Annotated in this window: 12 protein-coding genes and 2 pseudogenes; 5 read left to right on the plus strand and 9 right to left on the minus strand. The window is 58.0% G+C overall.

Annotation, left to right across the window (positions count from 1 at the left end; translation table 11 throughout):
* Positions 1-18: 18 nt before the first annotated feature.
* A complete protein-coding gene (locus X739_RS139030) occupies positions 19-879 on the minus strand; it encodes a hypothetical protein (protein ID WP_023796161.1) in 861 nt (286 codons plus the stop codon).
* A gap of 415 nt (positions 880-1,294) precedes the next feature.
* Between X739_RS139030 and X739_RS1000000168670 the strand changes: the two genes are divergently transcribed.
* Positions 1,295-1,615 (plus strand): abortive infection family protein, encoded by a 321-nt coding sequence (locus X739_RS1000000168670; protein ID WP_280940069.1) that lies wholly within the window; start codon positions 1,295-1,297, stop codon positions 1,613-1,615.
* 345 nt (positions 1,616-1,960) lie between these two features.
* On the opposite strand, the pseudogene X739_RS1000000168675 reads toward X739_RS1000000168670, so the two are convergent.
* Together X739_RS1000000168675 and X739_RS1000000167320 are read right to left on the minus strand one after the other, a co-directional pair.
* Positions 1,961-2,311, minus strand: a pseudogene (locus X739_RS1000000168675) (DNA methyltransferase); the annotation flags it as partial.
* 245 nt (positions 2,312-2,556) lie between these two features.
* A complete protein-coding gene (locus tag X739_RS1000000167320; RefSeq protein WP_023796164.1) occupies positions 2,557-4,872 on the minus strand; it encodes a serine/threonine-protein kinase in 2,316 nt (771 codons plus the stop codon).
* An 847-nt stretch (positions 4,873-5,719) separates the two neighbouring features.
* On the opposite strand from X739_RS1000000167320, the gene X739_RS139020 reads away from it, so the two are divergent.
* The 4 genes from X739_RS139020 to X739_RS139010 all read left to right on the plus strand — a co-directional run bounded on the left by X739_RS139020 (position 5,720) and on the right by X739_RS139010 (position 9,973).
* Positions 5,720-5,962: a sel1 repeat family protein gene (locus X739_RS139020; RefSeq protein ID WP_023796166.1), complete on the plus strand. Its 243-nt coding sequence runs from the start codon at positions 5,720-5,722 to the stop codon at positions 5,960-5,962.
* A gap of 241 nt (positions 5,963-6,203) precedes the next feature.
* Positions 6,204-8,414 carry an extracellular solute-binding protein gene (locus tag X739_RS1000000167325; RefSeq protein WP_023796167.1) on the plus strand — a complete coding sequence of 737 codons (2,211 nt, stop codon included), beginning with the start codon at positions 6,204-6,206 and terminating at the stop codon, positions 8,412-8,414.
* A gap of 219 nt (positions 8,415-8,633) precedes the next feature.
* A complete protein-coding gene (locus tag X739_RS139015) occupies positions 8,634-8,921 on the plus strand; it encodes a hypothetical protein (protein ID WP_023796168.1) in 288 nt (95 codons plus the stop codon).
* 161 nt (positions 8,922-9,082) lie between these two features.
* Positions 9,083-9,973 carry an adenylate/guanylate cyclase domain-containing protein gene (locus X739_RS139010; RefSeq protein ID WP_084056537.1) on the plus strand — a complete coding sequence of 297 codons (891 nt, stop codon included), beginning with the start codon at positions 9,083-9,085 and terminating at the stop codon, positions 9,971-9,973.
* A 413-nt stretch (positions 9,974-10,386) separates the two neighbouring features.
* On the opposite strand, the gene X739_RS1000000170870 is transcribed toward X739_RS139010, so the two are convergent.
* The 6 genes and pseudogenes from X739_RS1000000170870 to X739_RS138995 all read right to left on the minus strand — a co-directional run bounded on the left by X739_RS1000000170870 (position 10,387) and on the right by X739_RS138995 (position 16,172).
* Positions 10,387-10,668, minus strand: coding sequence for a hypothetical protein (locus X739_RS1000000170870; RefSeq protein WP_348625782.1), 282 nt, complete (start codon positions 10,666-10,668; stop codon positions 10,387-10,389).
* Positions 10,669-10,692: 24 nt separating this feature from the next.
* Positions 10,693-10,923, minus strand: coding sequence for a phage integrase N-terminal SAM-like domain-containing protein (locus tag X739_RS1000000170875; RefSeq protein WP_023796171.1), 231 nt, complete (start codon positions 10,921-10,923; stop codon positions 10,693-10,695).
* Positions 10,924-11,143: 220 nt separating this feature from the next.
* Positions 11,144-11,296 (minus strand): annotated as a pseudogene (locus tag X739_RS1000000168685) (transposase); the annotation flags it as partial.
* Positions 11,297-11,613: 317 nt separating this feature from the next.
* The gene (locus X739_RS139005; protein ID WP_198026179.1) at positions 11,614-13,419 is read right to left on the minus strand and encodes a methyltransferase domain-containing protein; all 1,806 of its coding nucleotides are present in this window, start codon (positions 13,417-13,419) and stop codon (positions 11,614-11,616) included.
* A 90-nt stretch (positions 13,420-13,509) separates the two neighbouring features.
* Positions 13,510-15,726: a glycosyltransferase gene (locus X739_RS139000; RefSeq protein ID WP_031252510.1), complete on the minus strand. Its 2,217-nt coding sequence runs from the start codon at positions 15,724-15,726 to the stop codon at positions 13,510-13,512.
* On the minus strand, positions 15,723-16,172 hold the full coding sequence (locus tag X739_RS138995) for a hypothetical protein (protein WP_023796175.1): 450 nt from the start codon (positions 16,170-16,172) through the stop codon (positions 15,723-15,725). The genes X739_RS139000 and X739_RS138995 overlap by 4 nt, the downstream gene beginning before the upstream one ends.
* Positions 16,173-16,217 lie beyond the last annotated feature (45 nt).

Genomic DNA, 16,217 nt, shown 5'->3' on the forward strand with positions numbered 1-16,217 from the left:
TCGGCTAGGAGCCGCCGCTTATTCATAGAAGCTGCTATTGTCCACGGACGCACGCTCCAGTGTGTAGGGACGCATGTCGGCAACGGAGGCAGCCATTCTGACCGAAAAGGGATATTTGTCTGAGAGAGACACACCTTCGCCGCGGCGAAAATCCGATCCCGAACCGTAGTTCAGTTGAACGTAAACCGTTCCGTTTACTCGAAATTCGATCTCCTTTGGGCCCATCGCTACGACACGGATGTCGTGAGCGACTACCTCGTCTACAAGCGTATGCGTTGAAAGCTCATCAAGTTCCTGGACAACGCTTTCTGTTAAAGCCTGGTCGGCCACCTCATTGATTGTCTGAGAAACGGCCTCTGCAACTGCGTCTCTGACCTCGGTGACTGCATCGAGAAATCGGATCACCGCGTGAAAGGTGTTCCGCATGAACTCACTCACGGCTTCATCGCCTTCGAGTAGGGATCCGGGCCTGACATGGGTGTATTTGGAAAGTTCGTCCATAGCTGATCTCAGCTTCTTGTGATCAACCTCGACGTTGACCCCTAGTTCTTCAAGAGAATCGTCCGAAAGGCCACCCTGGGTCGCGTAAATCATTCGATCAATGCGAGTAATTTTGCCCTTGGTCTCAAGGTTGTTCTTCGCGGCGTATTCCTGGTCGAGCAAATACCAATCACATGCCTTCACCTGCTCATCTGGAGCAAGATCATGAAGGACGTAGGTCACGAGTTCCCGGATACCTGCCGCGAAAAGGTTCGCTCTGATAGGATTGGCGCTGTCCCAGGCAACACCGAGCGAGCCCGCAAGCACCTTTTCTAAGAAGGGGTTAGATAATTTTTCGGACAGGGTCGCGGCCAGGGCCAGGGTCGAAGACGACAGCATTGAGGTGTTCCTTTTGGGTTGGCCCAACGCGATCGTCAATCGCAGGACTCTTTGAGCCAACAAACTAAGGCGTCGTCGTTCCTGCCGCCAGCGAATCCGGCCGCCCTAGACGCCATCCTTCGCTTTTACCCTGCAATCCTCCGCTTTTTCCTTGCAGGCCGTCACCCAACCGTTGTCATCAGAACGCGATGAAAGGGGAGACGAGAGCGACGGCCAATTTCAGAATTTGCCGAATGCGTCACGAATGACCGAAATGAGGCGCAAAGCGGCAATCGGCGATGGACGTTCGGAAGTGTGAGATCGTCCTCGCCGAGGAGCTGCATCATACCTCGACCACGGGTTCTCGCCCACGCAATGGCTAGCCCTCTTCCAGCCCTGCGATACGCAAGCCCTCGAGGATGTCTGCAAATGGATTATCGATGAAGCTGGCGAGACCTATGAGGACAAGGACGACCTACCGGTTCTCTACCGGAAACTTGCCAAGACGCTGAAGCTGGCGCCCGACGACTACACCGAGCAGACGTTCCGGCAGCTGCTCGGCAGCTGTCAGCAGATCGTTGAGCTGCTTGGCTCGCTGCGCAGCAAGTTGGGTGACGCACATAGTCCGGGGCCAAAGCGATCACGACCCCTGCCCCGTCATGCCGAGCTGGCGGTGAATCTTTCGGGAACCATGGCCACGTTCCTTGTCTCAACGTGGCAGGCCCGCCAGGCAGAGAAGCCGAAGGCCGCTCCATGAGCCCAGCATAGCGGCCTTTTTTCTCGACGGATGGGCATCACCGCGCTCCTCACCATTGGCAGCACCTTGGCAGGCGCTTAGCGTCTTGCCTCCTTGCGTATGTCGTGGCCCTTTGACCGGCCCTAGCCGTGTGGCGCTATGTGTAAGCGAACGTCGAGCGCACGCTTCCACAGTTCGGGGTCTAACGAAGATGGCTATTGTTGGTCCTATCGGTTCTATCTTGGACGCGCCCAAACAACGTCGACAGTGATTCACTCGCGTGCGATGGGTGTCGGCGGTTACGGAAATCGCTCAAATGGCTTCGCGCACTCGCCATTGCATTGGTGTGAGGCCGATCTCTCTCTTGAGCGTGCTACCAGAACCGCCGAATAGATCGAGTACGATCTCGTTTCGACGCGAGCAGTCCTTGATCGCGTCGGCGACCAGAGAGACTGGTTTTACAGTGGGACGCATGGCAAGCTCGCTCATGCGATTGGCACCCAGGCTGTTGATGCCGGCATAGTCCCAGACGTTGGTACGGTATCGACCCGTCTCGCCGAGCTCAAAGCTATTGGTGTGAGGGGCGGTTCCTATTTTGAATACGAAAACCAGTTCATGCTTCGAACGATAGAAGCTGCCCGTGCCGCCATTCGACTTGTTGCAAACACAGAGGTTCTTGAGTTCGGTGAATGCCGCCTGCCCTGCATCGAGAAGCTCATGCTTCTGGCCTGGGAGGCGCGCTGCTACCCTCGCCGCGCGCCAGAGCGGAACCCGCTTCCTTTGGTGATACCTGCTGTATTGATCGCCTTACTCAGTCAGTTCTGCGGCCCGACGGACCTTCATGGGTCTGAACCCGTGGTGCGGGTGGAGTACGAACCGGGCTTGGCCAGGTTTTGCCCCGCTAATGGCCTCGCGGCTTCGTCCAGGTTCTTGCCAGAGAAACGGCAAACCAGAAACAGATTCTACTGAGCGCTTGAGCGTTGTTCCTCGTCGTATGAAAAAAAACCAAAGTCTACTCCGGTCACGTCGCCACGCCTCGCCAGTGTTTCGGCCAATGCGGGCAAACCGGAAGCTGCAGCGCCAGCTTGGCTCAGATCGATCGCTCTGATGCTCGTCAGCGCGACGATGATGCCGGGCGGCATGAAGTTTGAGTGCGCATCGTAAAGAGTCATTTTGAACAGCGATGTGGCGTTGACGGTAGTCGTATCGTCTTGCAGATCGAAGACCGTTCCTTTTCCGTCGACTGCAAAGAGATGAAGCATCCGCGAACCGACGTTGGTGACAGTGCCGGCAACTTCGCCTCCGCCCACGCTGCCAAGCTTGGTGAGATTCAGGTTCGGGTTGTCACTGGTCGAATCGTTGATTGTCTTGAGAAAGGCTGTGATCGGACATTGGCGGGCTGTAATGATGTGGCCGTCTATGTGAGCGTCGCCACTGCCCGCAGAGGCGAGCGCGGACTTAATACGATCGAATGGCGCCATCGAGAGGCCAATGCCCTTGATCGCCATCGCGTTGTCCGATTGGGCTATGATTGAGGCGAAGAAGCATTCGTCTGGGCTAAATGCTGAGGCCGAATTTGTCTCGTCCGACGTAGCGTTCTTGCTGAGCGCGACAGAAGGTTGCGTCGTGCCGCCGTCGCTCTGTTCCTTCGCCGATGCTACTGGCCCGGAGCTCAATCCCGTGTTGCCAGCGCCATCCGCGCTTGGTTTCACAGCCTTCGGCTTACCCTCCTCGACTTGCCCCGCGCCCGTGGCGGTGCTGTCATGGGTAACCTCGCTGCTGGCAAGGGGCCGATCCGCGCGAGCGAAGGCTTCCTCCGCCTGGGTGTTGACGCTGGGCTGTTCCGGGCCGGTCGGCGTCGTGTGCTGACTAACCGCGGAATTGGTACCGGGCGGCTTGGCGGTGGGTGGGGTCGGCTGAACAGTTTGGCTGTTGGCGGATGATGGAGATCCGTTTCCGCCTGAGCCAACATCAGATGCTTTGTCGCCGTTATCTGTGAGATCGGTTTTGCCATTTCCAAAATCGATCAATCCCGAGAAATATGCGCCTGTGCCGGCGATAGCTGTGATTGCGAGAAACACGCCCGCGAGCAGGCCGGTACGTGACAGTCCCACGCTCCTGGTAATTTTCGCGGCAGACTTGCTCTCCTGCGCCCGGAAAATCGTCTGGCCTTTCAGCACCGGCGGGACGTGCTTTGCGAACTGAGCATTAGCCAAAGCCGGCCTTATAACCGGATCGCTGGTGGCCCCGGCTTGGATAGCAGCGCGCGCCGGGTCATCGCGCGCCTGCTGCTGCGAGGAACCCTCAAGACTAGCTATCACAGCAGACGAGCTGCGCTTTTGGGCCTCGGACTGGACATCTAGAGCGGGTTGACCGAAGGCGTGGGGAATGGTGCCCTCGAGCGAGAACACCGCCGTTGGATCCGCTGGCAGCTGCAACCAGTGGCTGATTTGCGTCATGCTGCGCGGCCGGTCTTCAGGATCGGGCTGCAGCATTGCTGTCAATAGCCGCCGCAGGCTGAGATCGATCTCGCTGAGGTCGGGCACTGTGGAGCGCTTCTCGATCACTTCCGCGGGGGACGAGCCCATGTTAAGCGGCTTGCCACGTAGCGCGGCTGCCATAACCAGTCCCATGCTATAAATATCTGAACGGTTGGTCACCTGCCGGCCGCGCAGACCAAGTTGTTCGGGAGAGACGAAGCTGAACTTTCCGGCAAAGCTGCCGCCGAGAATAGTGTGTTCGCCGGAGCTGGCGGCGCGAGCAATGCCAAAATCAATGATCTTGGGGTCCATCACATTGTCGTGCTGAAGGATAATGTTATCGGGCGAGAGATCGCGATGGATTACGCCCGCCTTGTGGACTAGCGCCAGTCCGGCGGCCACCGGACCAAAAAGTTGTCGAGTTTCCTCCAAGGTGAGGGGACCGGCCCTCATGCGGTCGGCCAGAGACTCCCCTTCCACGAACTCCATCACCAAATAAGGTCGCCCGATGTTGGGGTCCCGGGAGAAGGAATAGTAGCGAACGATGGTCGGGTGATTGAGACGGCCGAGGATCATGCCCTCTTTTTTGAACAACTCGAATACCTTATCGTCCCCGACCAGTTCGGGACGCACGGTCTTGATCGCTACCGGTTCGCCAGTCTCGATATTGTGGCCGCGGTAGACGTCCCCCATCCCACCCGACGCGATAAGTTCGTCTAGCTGATAAGTGTCGTTGAGGCGCACACCGGGATCGAACCGGTTCGTCGACTGAATGCGCGTTTGCTCGTAAGACGCCATGCTTGCCCAAAAATTGCGCAACGAAAGAGTGCCCGACGCATCAATAACCTAGCCCCGGGCCAAGATATTAACATTGTGTTGTGCCGCTGTCAGACGGTTTCCGCTTAGCGCCGATCGCATGTTCCTCGATGAACTGTACGGTGGCGTCTGCACCATTGGTCCAAACGATCTCGTGGCAGCGCTCCGCCATCCGTCGTCGTTCCGCTGAATCGAGAGGCCGTTCGATCGAAGGGTCGGCGCCAGTGAGATCATCATCGCGTCGCAATAACAACGCCATACCCCGCTTCTCCGACCAGCGCGCCGGTTGAGCTGCTGGTCCATCCCTTCATCCCGGCCTGCGAGAAGGCTGTTGCCGCAGAGCCCGGCAAGATGCGTTTTAAGGTGGAGCCTGCGCGTGCGCTGGAGAAGGCAGGCCGGGGTGAGGAAGCGGCAGTGTTGAACCTGAGGCTATGAAGGCCAACTACATAAGCGCCAACCACAATATGGGCAACTTCTACCGCAAGGGGCTTGGGGCCAAGCAGAACCTAGAAAAGGCGGGCAGAGCGAGGACATCCGGAAGATCAGTCGAACGTAGGTTTCATGTATATACGCGGCGATGGCGTCGCCAAGGACTACCAAAAAGCTCACTTCTAGTTTGAAAAGGCTGCAGTGCAGAATTGGACCACTGCATATGACAAGCTCGGATTGCTCTATCTGAATGGCTGGGGCGTGGGGAAGATCCTGATCGCGCCTTTGCAGAGTTCGGCAAGGGGGCGAATCTTGGCGACGCACCATCGTTGGTGAACTACGCCAATTGTCTCAAGGACGGTGTGGGTACACGAAAAGATGCTAGGCGCGCCTACCAGTATTGCACTCAAGCAGCCATCTCGGCAGTCAGGCAGCTTACATAAACCTGGGGTTCCTCTATCTATCTGGTGAAGGGACAGAGAAGAACCTGACAGAGGCGGCGTTCTGGTTCACGCTGTCGTTTCGCGAAGGCAATGAGGAGGCGCAGAACAGGCTCAACCAGGTCAATGCAATACTCTCGGACAGCGAGAAGCTGGAACTTCAGGAGTGGCTGGACCAGTGGAGCCGTCGCCGCTTCGGATGATTGGATCGGCAACCGACCGCGAAATCTCACAGTGACAGAGGCCTCGAGAACAACGCGCGTCGCGTCTGGAAGACGTTGAAGACCACGAGTCGGTGCTTTGCTGGGTGGTTCTATATCTGAGATCAGCGGTAAATCAAACGTGCAGGGGGCGGGTAGCGAGCGGCGATCGCCGAGATGAAAGGGCTTCCGCGCGTCCGCGTAACGCGTTAGGATATTGATGATGAGCTGATGCGAGGCCATTATGGTGATCCGTCGCTTGATTTTGATGACATTTCTAATGCTTGCCTTTGTGTGCGGTTTCGGTTCCCCGCCGAACTGTGCATTCGCGAAGGTGGCTGGGTCAGCTTCTGAGCGACGCGTGGCGTTGGTTATCGGTAATTCACGCTACGCCTCCGCGGGGCCGCTGGTCGATCCTGAACGCGATTCCAGGGCAGTGGCGGCTGCATTCTCCGAACTTGGCTTTTCTAACGTCCTGCTCGAAGCCGATCTGCCCAGAGATCGGTTTTTGTCGCGGATCAGAACATTCGAGGAACTTGCCGATCACGCCGATTGGGCAGTTATATATTACGCCGGACACGGGATTGAAGTTAACGGTGACGACTTCATGTTACCCGTGGACACGCGCCTCCTAACGGACGCGGACGTCGAAAAAGAAGCAATTTCGCTAAGCCAGCTGACTGCAGCGACAGCTAATGCCACAAAGGTGCGTCTTGTTATTGTCGACGCATCTCGCGACAATCCGTTCTTGATGGCTCGGAAGGCAGGCGACCACCGGAACGCCGGCGGCCTGGCGCCCCCCAAGCAAGCAGGTGACGTTGCAGTCATGTTGTCGGCGAAGGCAGGGCAGCTTGCCCGCGAAGGTGGGCAGTTTGCTAACAGCCCGTTTGTCACCTCGCTGGTGAAATCTCTTCGCGAGCCGGGCCTCGATCTCGACTCTTCTTTTAATCGCACGCGGAACGAAGTCATTGTCGCGACGGGTGGACTTCAGCAACCTGCTCTGTACGGGACACTTCCGAAACTGGCGATCATCGCTGCCGCAACAAAGCAAGGGGTTCCCCTGCCAGACGATGCTGCGTGGGACTCATTAGGGATCGCTGCCGATCAGATGAGTCTCGCGCATTTCACCCAGCAGTTCCCAAGAAGTCCATGGTCGGCGGCGGCGCATGTCAGATTGGCCGAACTACAACGAGCACTCGTGGTTTCAGACGCGATGCGCGTGGACGATGAAAGCGCAGCGGACACTATTGACAACAGTCCAGTCACCATTTCGTGCGGAACACCCGGGGTAGAGCTGACATTTTGTGAACGGGAAGTCGCGATGTGGTCCCGAAGCACTGGCAACAAGGTTAAGGTAATCCCAGCACCAGGGCCAATGGACGACCGACTCAGCCTTTATCGAAAGAGCTTCGAACAGCAGTCAACTGATCTGGACATAGTTCAGATCGACGTAACATGGTCAGGCACGCTCGCGGACTATTTAGTCAACCTCTACGCCTACTCAAATGGCGTAGAAAAGGAGATCTTGCCGAATGCGCTCGACGCCGCAGTTGTGAACGACCGTCTTGTCGCTATGCCTTGGTTCGTCGATTCCGGTTTACTTTTTTATAGGAGAGACTTGCTGGCGAAGTATGGCCTTAATCCGCCTCAGACTTGGGAGGAGCTAACTGAGAGTGCAGCCAAAATCCAGAGGGGCGAGCGGGCGCGCGGCGTCAGAAAATTTCAAGGCTTCCTTTTCAACGGCCTCGCAGCGGAAGGGCTAACGTGCTTCGCGCTCGAAATGATAAATGCCTATGGCGGTGAGGTGAAAAATGATGGGAACGGTGGTCTCTCCATAGATACCGCCGCGACCGAGCATGCTCTGGAGACGATGACCGGCTGGATCGGAAAGATTGCTCCGAAAAGGGTTGTGGGTTTGAGCGAGGAGGCGGCGCGACAAGAATTTCAGAATGGCAATGTCGCCTTCATGCGCAACTGGCCGTACGTTCTGTACCTTGCTGAAGAAAAATCAAGCAAACTCCGAGGGAAGGTTGGCGTAATCTCACTTCCGCGCGGCGGAAATTTGGGCAATCGCACAGGTGTTCTTGGCGGTTGGCAACTTGCAGTGTCGAAATATTCTCCTCATCGTAAGAAGGCTGTCTCGCTAGTGATGTTTCTCGCCGGCATCGAGGTTCAGAAAGAACGGGCCATCCAAGGTGGCTACGCACCAGCCTTTGGGGCACTCTATAGTGACCCTGCCGTGCTGAAGTCGAATGCGATATTCCCGGATATGTACACGGCAGCGACAAACGCCATCATACGGCCTTCGCGCTTCCTCGGCCCGAAATACGATGAATTCACCTCGACTATGCGAGAGGAAGTCGATATGGCCCTCAGGGGCAACAAGTCTCCGAAGGCGGCTGCAGAAGCAATAAGCGCGCGGTTGAAGGCGATCCGCGTCCCGTTGCAGCGATAGCGAACAGTTCCATGTCAAATTAGGCTCTTGAAATAGCCCCATCCGGCATCCTTTCTGCAGCCGTCGTGCTCCGCATAGATGATGCTGCACGCCGGGCGGTGTGGCGCATTCCGGCTTGGCAACCTGATCTCGTCGCCCATTTGGCGACAGTGAACGAAATGAGAACAAAGCGTCAAGCCAGCACTTGACCGGACAGGAAAATGTTCTCAATTCGGATGCATGCCCGAGCAACCCGACAAGTGGCCGAGGGGAGCAGCCTGGACCCTGACGCATGTCCGTGACGCCAGGCAGGTGGCGGACATCCGCTGCGCGCGCTGCAACGTCACGCGCAATTACAAGCCCATCGAGCTGCGCGAAGTGATCGGAAACGTCACAATAGACGACGTGCGGGACAAGGTCCGTCGCCAACAGTGCAAAAGCCGCGAATGGATGAGCGCACAGCTATTCCATCCAACCGGAGAGCAGGCGCACACGATCCGCTTCCGGCGCCTAGTGCAGATCCGATAGGAAAAGCGCGTGATTTGGCGAGATGAGCGAAGGCAGACGCCTGTCCGTCCGAGACGATCACGCCGAAGCACCGTCCCGGCCCCCAAGGCGCGCAATTAGATAAGTTAAAGGCAACTTTGGTGTGCTATACCCACTGTGTTCTCGATGCGGATACGAGATCGATGGATCAGGAAAGACTTCTAGCCGCAGTCCTCTTAGCTGATGTCGTGGGCAGCACGCCCCTCTATGAGCGCATCGGCGACGATGCCGCTCTGCAGCAGGTCTCGGATTGCCTGGACGCGATGCGCGAGATCGTCGCCCGGCACGGCGGTGATTTCATTCACTCGAAAGGCGATGACGTATTCAGCCTGTTCGAGAACCCGGAGGCGGCGCTGAGGGCCGTCTGCCAAATCAGCCGCCAACTGACGAAAGGGCCGTTGAGCGCCCGTATCGGATTGCATTTCGGCGCGGTCATTCGCACGCGGGGCGAGGTATTCGGTGACGTTGTCAATGTCACTGCAAGGTTGTCCACCACGGCCAACCCCGGGGAGGTGCTGATCAGCCAGAGCTTCTGCGAAGTCCTTTCCGCGAGAAGCCGCAAGGCATTACGGCTCCTCGACAAAATGGCCTTGAAAGGGAAGCAAGAACTCTTCGATGTTTATACCCTGTGGAGCGACGATGGGGCGCTCGGTACGCAGATCACCAACTGGGGCACCATTACCGATAAGCGCTCCGCGTCGCCGCGGCAGATCAATCTGGTCATCCGATATGGAGATCAGTTGCGATCCTGTCGAAACAACGAATTCGTGACCATCGGCCGATCTCCGGAATGCAATATTGTCGTCGAGCGTCCCTGGGTTTCAAGGCACCACGCGACCTTCACTATTTCGAATGGCAGGGCCCGGCTTGTCGAGCGAAGCTCGTCGGGCACATTTGTGTCGATGGGACCCGGCCATGAAGTATTCGTGCGCCGCGAAGATATTCTCCTCTTCGGCTCCGGCGTCATCTCGCCCGGAGTGAGGTCGACCGTCGGCGACGCCCAGCTTCTTCACTACGAAATTGTCTCAGACTGACCCGGCCGGACTCGTTAGCCGCGACCGGCTTCAAGCGGCCGCGACGATCTCCTCGCCGCGCTGGGCGCGCTGATCAAGGCACGCGAGGGCTTCAAGCACCTCGCCCCGGCGATCGGCTTTACTTCATGATCCTAGCGGACGCAGCCGTGCTGCAGTTCTGCGCCTAAGGATGCAATCCTGAATGTTGCGGCCATTGAGGTCATGCAACGGTGGCAGCGAGAGCTGCCACCGTTTCGCTGTAGCCGACCTCCGCTTCGGGGGTCGCGACGGCATCCGAAATGACCGCTATGCTCAAGGGTTTCGGGTGCCGTCAGGCGTACGAAAGTCTCGCATGCAGGAAGCCGCGGGCCGCAGTTGATGGCTATGGGGATTTTAGTTTGCGGCTGATATCGGCGACGGCGTGATCGCCCCCGTTAGGCGACGTGGTGGACACGGACGGACCGCTCAGTGAAGCCTCCGCACAGCCTTGTAGCCTCTGCGCGCAGGCGGACGGGGCCCTGCCGGCCCGCTGAGCACCATGGGCGCGCGTGCGTGTCGTCGACCTTGAGGTGCGCGACCTCGGACACGCGCAGACCCGCGCCATAGGCGACGCCGAGTGCGGCCTTGTACTTGATGCCTGGTGCGGCTTCGAGCAGCCGCGCCGCTTCCTCCACGCTCAGCACGTCGGGCAGCTTGCGCTGATACCTCATGATCAAGCGCACGCGCCAGATCCCGACGCTTCAGCCATTGATCATCGCAGGGCCGACGCCGCTCTCATGCTGATGCAGCTGGAATCTGCGGATGTCCTCAGCCGTCGCAGTGTCGGGCGAGCGGCCAAGGAACACAGCGAAGCGCCGGACGTGACGAACGTAGTCCTGCTGGGTATGGGAGCCCAGGGCACGCATGAGCATGTCGTGCTGCATGCGCTGGCGAAGCGGAGAGATTGGTGCATCGGTCGACAAGATAGCCATGGCGCCATGGTCAGATCGACGCCCCTACCCGCTCAAGTCAAATGCCTGTCGCGCCATCTCAGGTCGAGGCGACCCTCCCGCGAACCGGGTTCGTGCATGAGGCGCAAAGCTGCCGTCAAAGTCGCAGAACATCATTTATAGAAGAGTCTGAGCGCCGGGTGCGCGCGGAGCAAAGTCTCATAAGAGGCTTACCGGAATTCAGGCAAGCTCTGACGCAGACTCATGCAGACTCATAATGTCGCAACCAGATACGGACTGAAGCGAGTTTGATTGCGGCGAGGAAGTCGAGCGGGTTTCGATCGTATCGGGTGGCTATGGCTCTGAACTGCTTGAGCTTGTTGAAGTATCGCTCGACGAGATTTCGCTGCCTGTAAGGACGGCAATCCGACCGAGGTCATCTCCGACGCGGTGACAGTCCTCGCCGGCTCAGCCAGCTCGGCTGGGACGAGATCGACGTCCAGGCTGGGTCCTGGCAGAACCCGACGTACCACTGATGAGCAAGATCCCGACTGAGATCATGTTCGTCCTGGCGCTGATCCTGGGCTTCTTGCTCTGGCCTCACCACCCAGAGCCCACCCCCCAGAAATCTTCCGTGCGGCCGGCTTCCTAGGGTCCGCTATGCCCCGATGGCGAGCTGTGTTCCATTCCAGGCGTTCCACTGCAACGCCTTCTGAACTCGGTGCACTGCCACTATATCGCGTCGATGATTCGCGCGATCGCTTCGGCGCCGTTTTGCCAGCCATCCGATCGTACCCGGGCGCATGCGCTGACAACACGCTCGCGCCATGCCTTATCGAAGATCTGATTGAGTTTGCTCCGAAACTGCGAGGCGTCGGGCTCGACGGCCAGGCTTGCTCCGCAACCGTTTTCCTCCGCCCATCTGCTACGAACCGACTGCCGGTCCATATCCGGAGCATCATTGGGAACAAAGATGCTCGGAACCGTGCCAAGGATATGTTCGTGGAAGATGTTATAACCGCAACGCGTCACGGCTGCGTCCCAAGCGGCGCTGTAGCGGAAGGCGGCGTCGACGCGGATTATCCGATGCCGGTCACTCGACGTCACGGTGCCGATGGTCTTTTGCATCGGCTCCAACTCGACCACACAAGTGTTTGGCCTGCCCAGCAGATCTTGCAGAACACGCTCTCGCATCCTGACGTAGGTATCGATTCTGGTCGACACTAGATCGACCATGATGAGCATCCGGTCACGAGGCAAGGCAAGCGCATCGCGGGCCTGTTCTCGCGAGAGTCTCTCATTAGGGTTGATCATCAACACGGGCGGCACCCGTTCAACGGAGGCCCGGTCGCTCACGGTCGGTCCCTCGTCGAGCGCTTCGGCCAGATCGCCCGGCTCGATGATGGTGCTGAAATGCACTCCGGCGCCAATATAGGAGCGATGTATCTCAGGCCACATTGCACGCCGAATCCATAATGATTTCAATGGCTTTCGTGTGCGCAATACATCAATAACCCCGTCGAAGACGAAGTTGACGTCATAGACAAGGGTGTCGGCCCCAGTCATGTTCAAAGCGAGCTCGATCTCACGCGACAGATTTGAGTGCCATTCCGGCTCCGGCTCACCGGTAACGTCATGATGCGGGACGAACTGGAACGGAAAGCCGTTTGCAGCGATCATGCGCGCCGCATAGGACATGGTCAGGAAGAACGCACTGCGCCGGGAGAGGCGAGAGGCGATGGCCATCTGGCGACAGATATGGCCGCGGCCAACGCCGTTTGCAGAGACAAAAAGTGTAGCGGGTCGACGATCACTTATCCTGAGCCGCGGCTGTTCTGCTATGCGACCCACCGGGGCAACAGTCCTTGGCGCGCGCTCTGCGCCCTTCTCTATGAAGAAAACCGCATTGTTGTTGTAACCGCGCCATTGGTTTTCGGGCACTGCTATTTCGCGTAGTCGTTCTGGCGGAACCATCAAACTGGCATCATATGCTTCCGGCACCCTCACGACTGCCGCGATCGTCGAACTCAGGTCCTCGGTTCCGAAAACGCGGTAGTGATCGGTCTGGCCAAAGTTCTTCAGACGGTCGCTCTCGCTGTCGGAGAACGATTCCCGGAAGCCGCCGCTCATAAACGGAACAGTGAAGGCGTGCACACCCCCCGGCGCCACCAGCAGGTCGAGCTGGCGCAATATCGTCTTGTAGTCACACGCAATGTGCTCCAACACATGGTTGTGTATCACAATGTCGAACGATTGCTCCGAAAACTCAGCAAGCCCGTTGCATAGATCAAGTTGCGCTACGGAAAGGCCGGCATATTTGGCCGGATCAATATCGCAGGCGAAGTAGCCATCGCCAAAGCGCGCGTACAGAGCGCTCGCCAGCCCAAGCTCTGGCGCGATATGGAGAACACGGCGGGCTCCGTTCAGATACGATCGGGATCGGAGCAACTCATAGAGTAGCCGGTGGCGTTCAAGGGAATGGCAACCGCCGCATTGAGCTCCCGGTCGCACGAAAATGCTCGCCGGGTTCGGTGCCATGTCGACAAATCGGGAGCATCCGCAAATGTTGCAAGTCGGTACACGCCCGCCCCTCCAACTTCCAGCATCGGGTCGCGGTGACATCGACACTCAATCCTCTCTCGTGATGTCCCAGTCCGTGCGAACCAGCCTGGCGTGATCTTCGATATAACGTGCAATATCCTCGGAACCATTTGTCCATTCGATCGTCGTGCAGCGGTCAATGATGTTTGCTTGCTCAGCCGGATCGAGTAGGCGGTCGATAAGCTCCTTAGTGTGAGCCATGTCGAAATTTCGCCTCAGTAGCAACCCTCGTCCAGTCAGTTCAGCCCAACGGGCGCGAGCCAGTTGGCGGTCCATCTCCTCCGCTTCGTTCGGCACGAACAGCGTGGGTATTGCTCCCAGAACCTGCTCATGAAAAGCGTTGTAGCCCGCAGCACTCACGGCCGCATCGAAACCCAAACTGTATCGAAAACTTGGAAACAGCTGCAGGCGTTTCAGGCGTGGATGGTCCGGAACCCCCTGACGATCGAAAATTTCTAGCGGAGAGCGGATGTCGAGCACCATGGTGTCTGGCCGCCGGAGCAGCGTGTCGACGACTGTCCTATGCACACCGGACATGTCAAAATTGGCACCGGAGCCAAGTTGGATGGCAACCACCTGCTGGCCATCGGCCAGATCGAGCGCTTTTCGGGCCACCTCGCGCGGCAGGCGTTCTGAAGGCGCAACATGCAGTACCGGTGGAACCAGAAACACATCCCCCCGGTGCGACGCGGTCGGGCCGGTGTCGAAGTCCTCGGCCAGTTCACCGGGCTCAATAACGGCATCGAATTTCGATGCGAGCTCAAGAAACGGCCGATGGACTTCCCGCCACATGGGGCGCCGGACCCAGATCGAGAACATATTTGGATGAGTGGCCACAGCGCGCAAAACTCCGTCGAACACCGCAGTCGCGTCGTAAGCGAATATCGCCGGCTTCAAATGAGAGATTAGGTCGAACAGCTCTTCCGAAAGAACCCGGTTCCAGTCATCGACGTCAGCGCCGATATGCCGGTGGTATGTGAAGAAGTGCGCAGGATAACCTTCATCAATAACCGCCTTGATGGAATAGGACATTGTTGCGAAATGCGCCTGCAGGCCATGTGGCAAATGGCGCGCTATAGCGAGTTGCTGCGCCAGATGCCCGACACCAATTCCGTTTGTGGACATGAACAGCACATTGCGATCAGGCAAAGGCTGCAACGACGAGGATATCGAGCTCGCAGCAGCAACGCTGGGTCTCACACCGACCGACCGTAGTCGCTCGACGAAGCGATCGGCCGTGTGGCACATTTCTACATGCGCGCGAGCACGGGCTCCCTGCTCTGCATAGGCGGCAGGATCGTCGACAAAACGCGTGATCACGCGTTCCACTTGTGCCGGCGCCGCGTAAACCGCAGCGCCGGCGAATAGTTTTTCGAAATGGGCAGGCAACACGACCACAAGGCCGATCGCCATAGCTTCCAGAATGGTCCGCCCGAATGCCTCTGACCATTCGTCACTATGGTAGTAGACATAAAAATCGAGGGAGCGAAGGAATTCTGCCGTGCCATCCCACGAAAATGGCAGGAGCTCCCAATTCGAAGGTAGATCGCCATATAGTTCCTGCAAATAGTCGCCCGCGCCCAAGATCCGGACACGGTACTTCGACCCGTCAGACGGATAGGCCAACATGGCGGTCTGCCTTGTGTTGGGCCATTTGAGCGCATCGGGGCGCGAATGCCGACCGATCACGACCGGGGTCGAAACGTTCCGAGGGGGGCGTTGTTGCCAGTCGTCCAGGTCCAGGAGATTCTCCCAATCTGCTTCAGTGACAATGGCATGCGGCGGCAGAGTTCGTGGCAGGCTGTCCCGGACGACGGAACTGACGGGCGCTAGGTGGATTTCCGAGCCAAAGGCATCGAGGCAATTCCTAACAACCCTGGGAAGATCGTACTGGACGGCACATTTTCGGTCGTAGCAAGGATGGTGCAATACCATCACGACACGGTCCGAACGGATTCGGACGGGGCGTGTCGGCCTATTCTCCATAATCGTAGGGTGATGAATTATGGTAAGGGATGCTGAAATCCTCACGTCCGGGTCAAGCCTTTCGGCAAGCCCGCTGTCGAGGATGGCGCGGATATGCGGATGAACAGGAAAGGGAAGCACCAGAAGCGGCCCCTTCACCATCAACAGCCCGATCCGAAGGCCCAGGCGAGCGGCAGTTTTCATTTCAAGCGCGATTGCCGTCGAGGTTCCTCCCTCGAAACGAACGTCGGCAACAAAAACAATGTCGAAGTGTGTCACGGCCGCCGCACTGGCGCTCGATCCGCGGAGGGTAACGCTGCGGCCAAAAATCCGTCGATGTTCTGTCCGTAGGCGATGACGTGGATAGGTCTCCATTTGGCAACCAGCAGCGCCCAACGTTCGGCGAGGTAGGCCGGCCAAGGCATGACCGCAGCATGGAGACGCTGCTCCAGCAGCGGCGGAAAATATTCGAAGATGGCACCATTGCTTCGAAAGAGGCCGAATTCCGACGAGTCGGTAAGAAAGACCAGGCGATGCTTGGGTTCGAACTTGCGCGAGGTAATCTGGATAATCTCTTCGAGTAAGTCCGATTTCACTCCGAGAACGGTCACCATTACGACTGGCTTGGCCGCCACGCTCCGGTAGATGTGCATATCGTCTTCTTCGGAAGGGATCTGCTTATCGTTGCGGCGCTCGGCGAACGGAATCAGCGATCGAAGCCTCATATTTCACCTGCCTTTCTACGCGTTTCAGTGAAAGGGCCGATCCAT

It is taken from the genome of Mesorhizobium sp. LNHC209A00 (genome assembly GCF_000502915.1).
Taxonomy (GTDB): Bacteria; Pseudomonadota; Alphaproteobacteria; order Rhizobiales; family Rhizobiaceae; genus Mesorhizobium.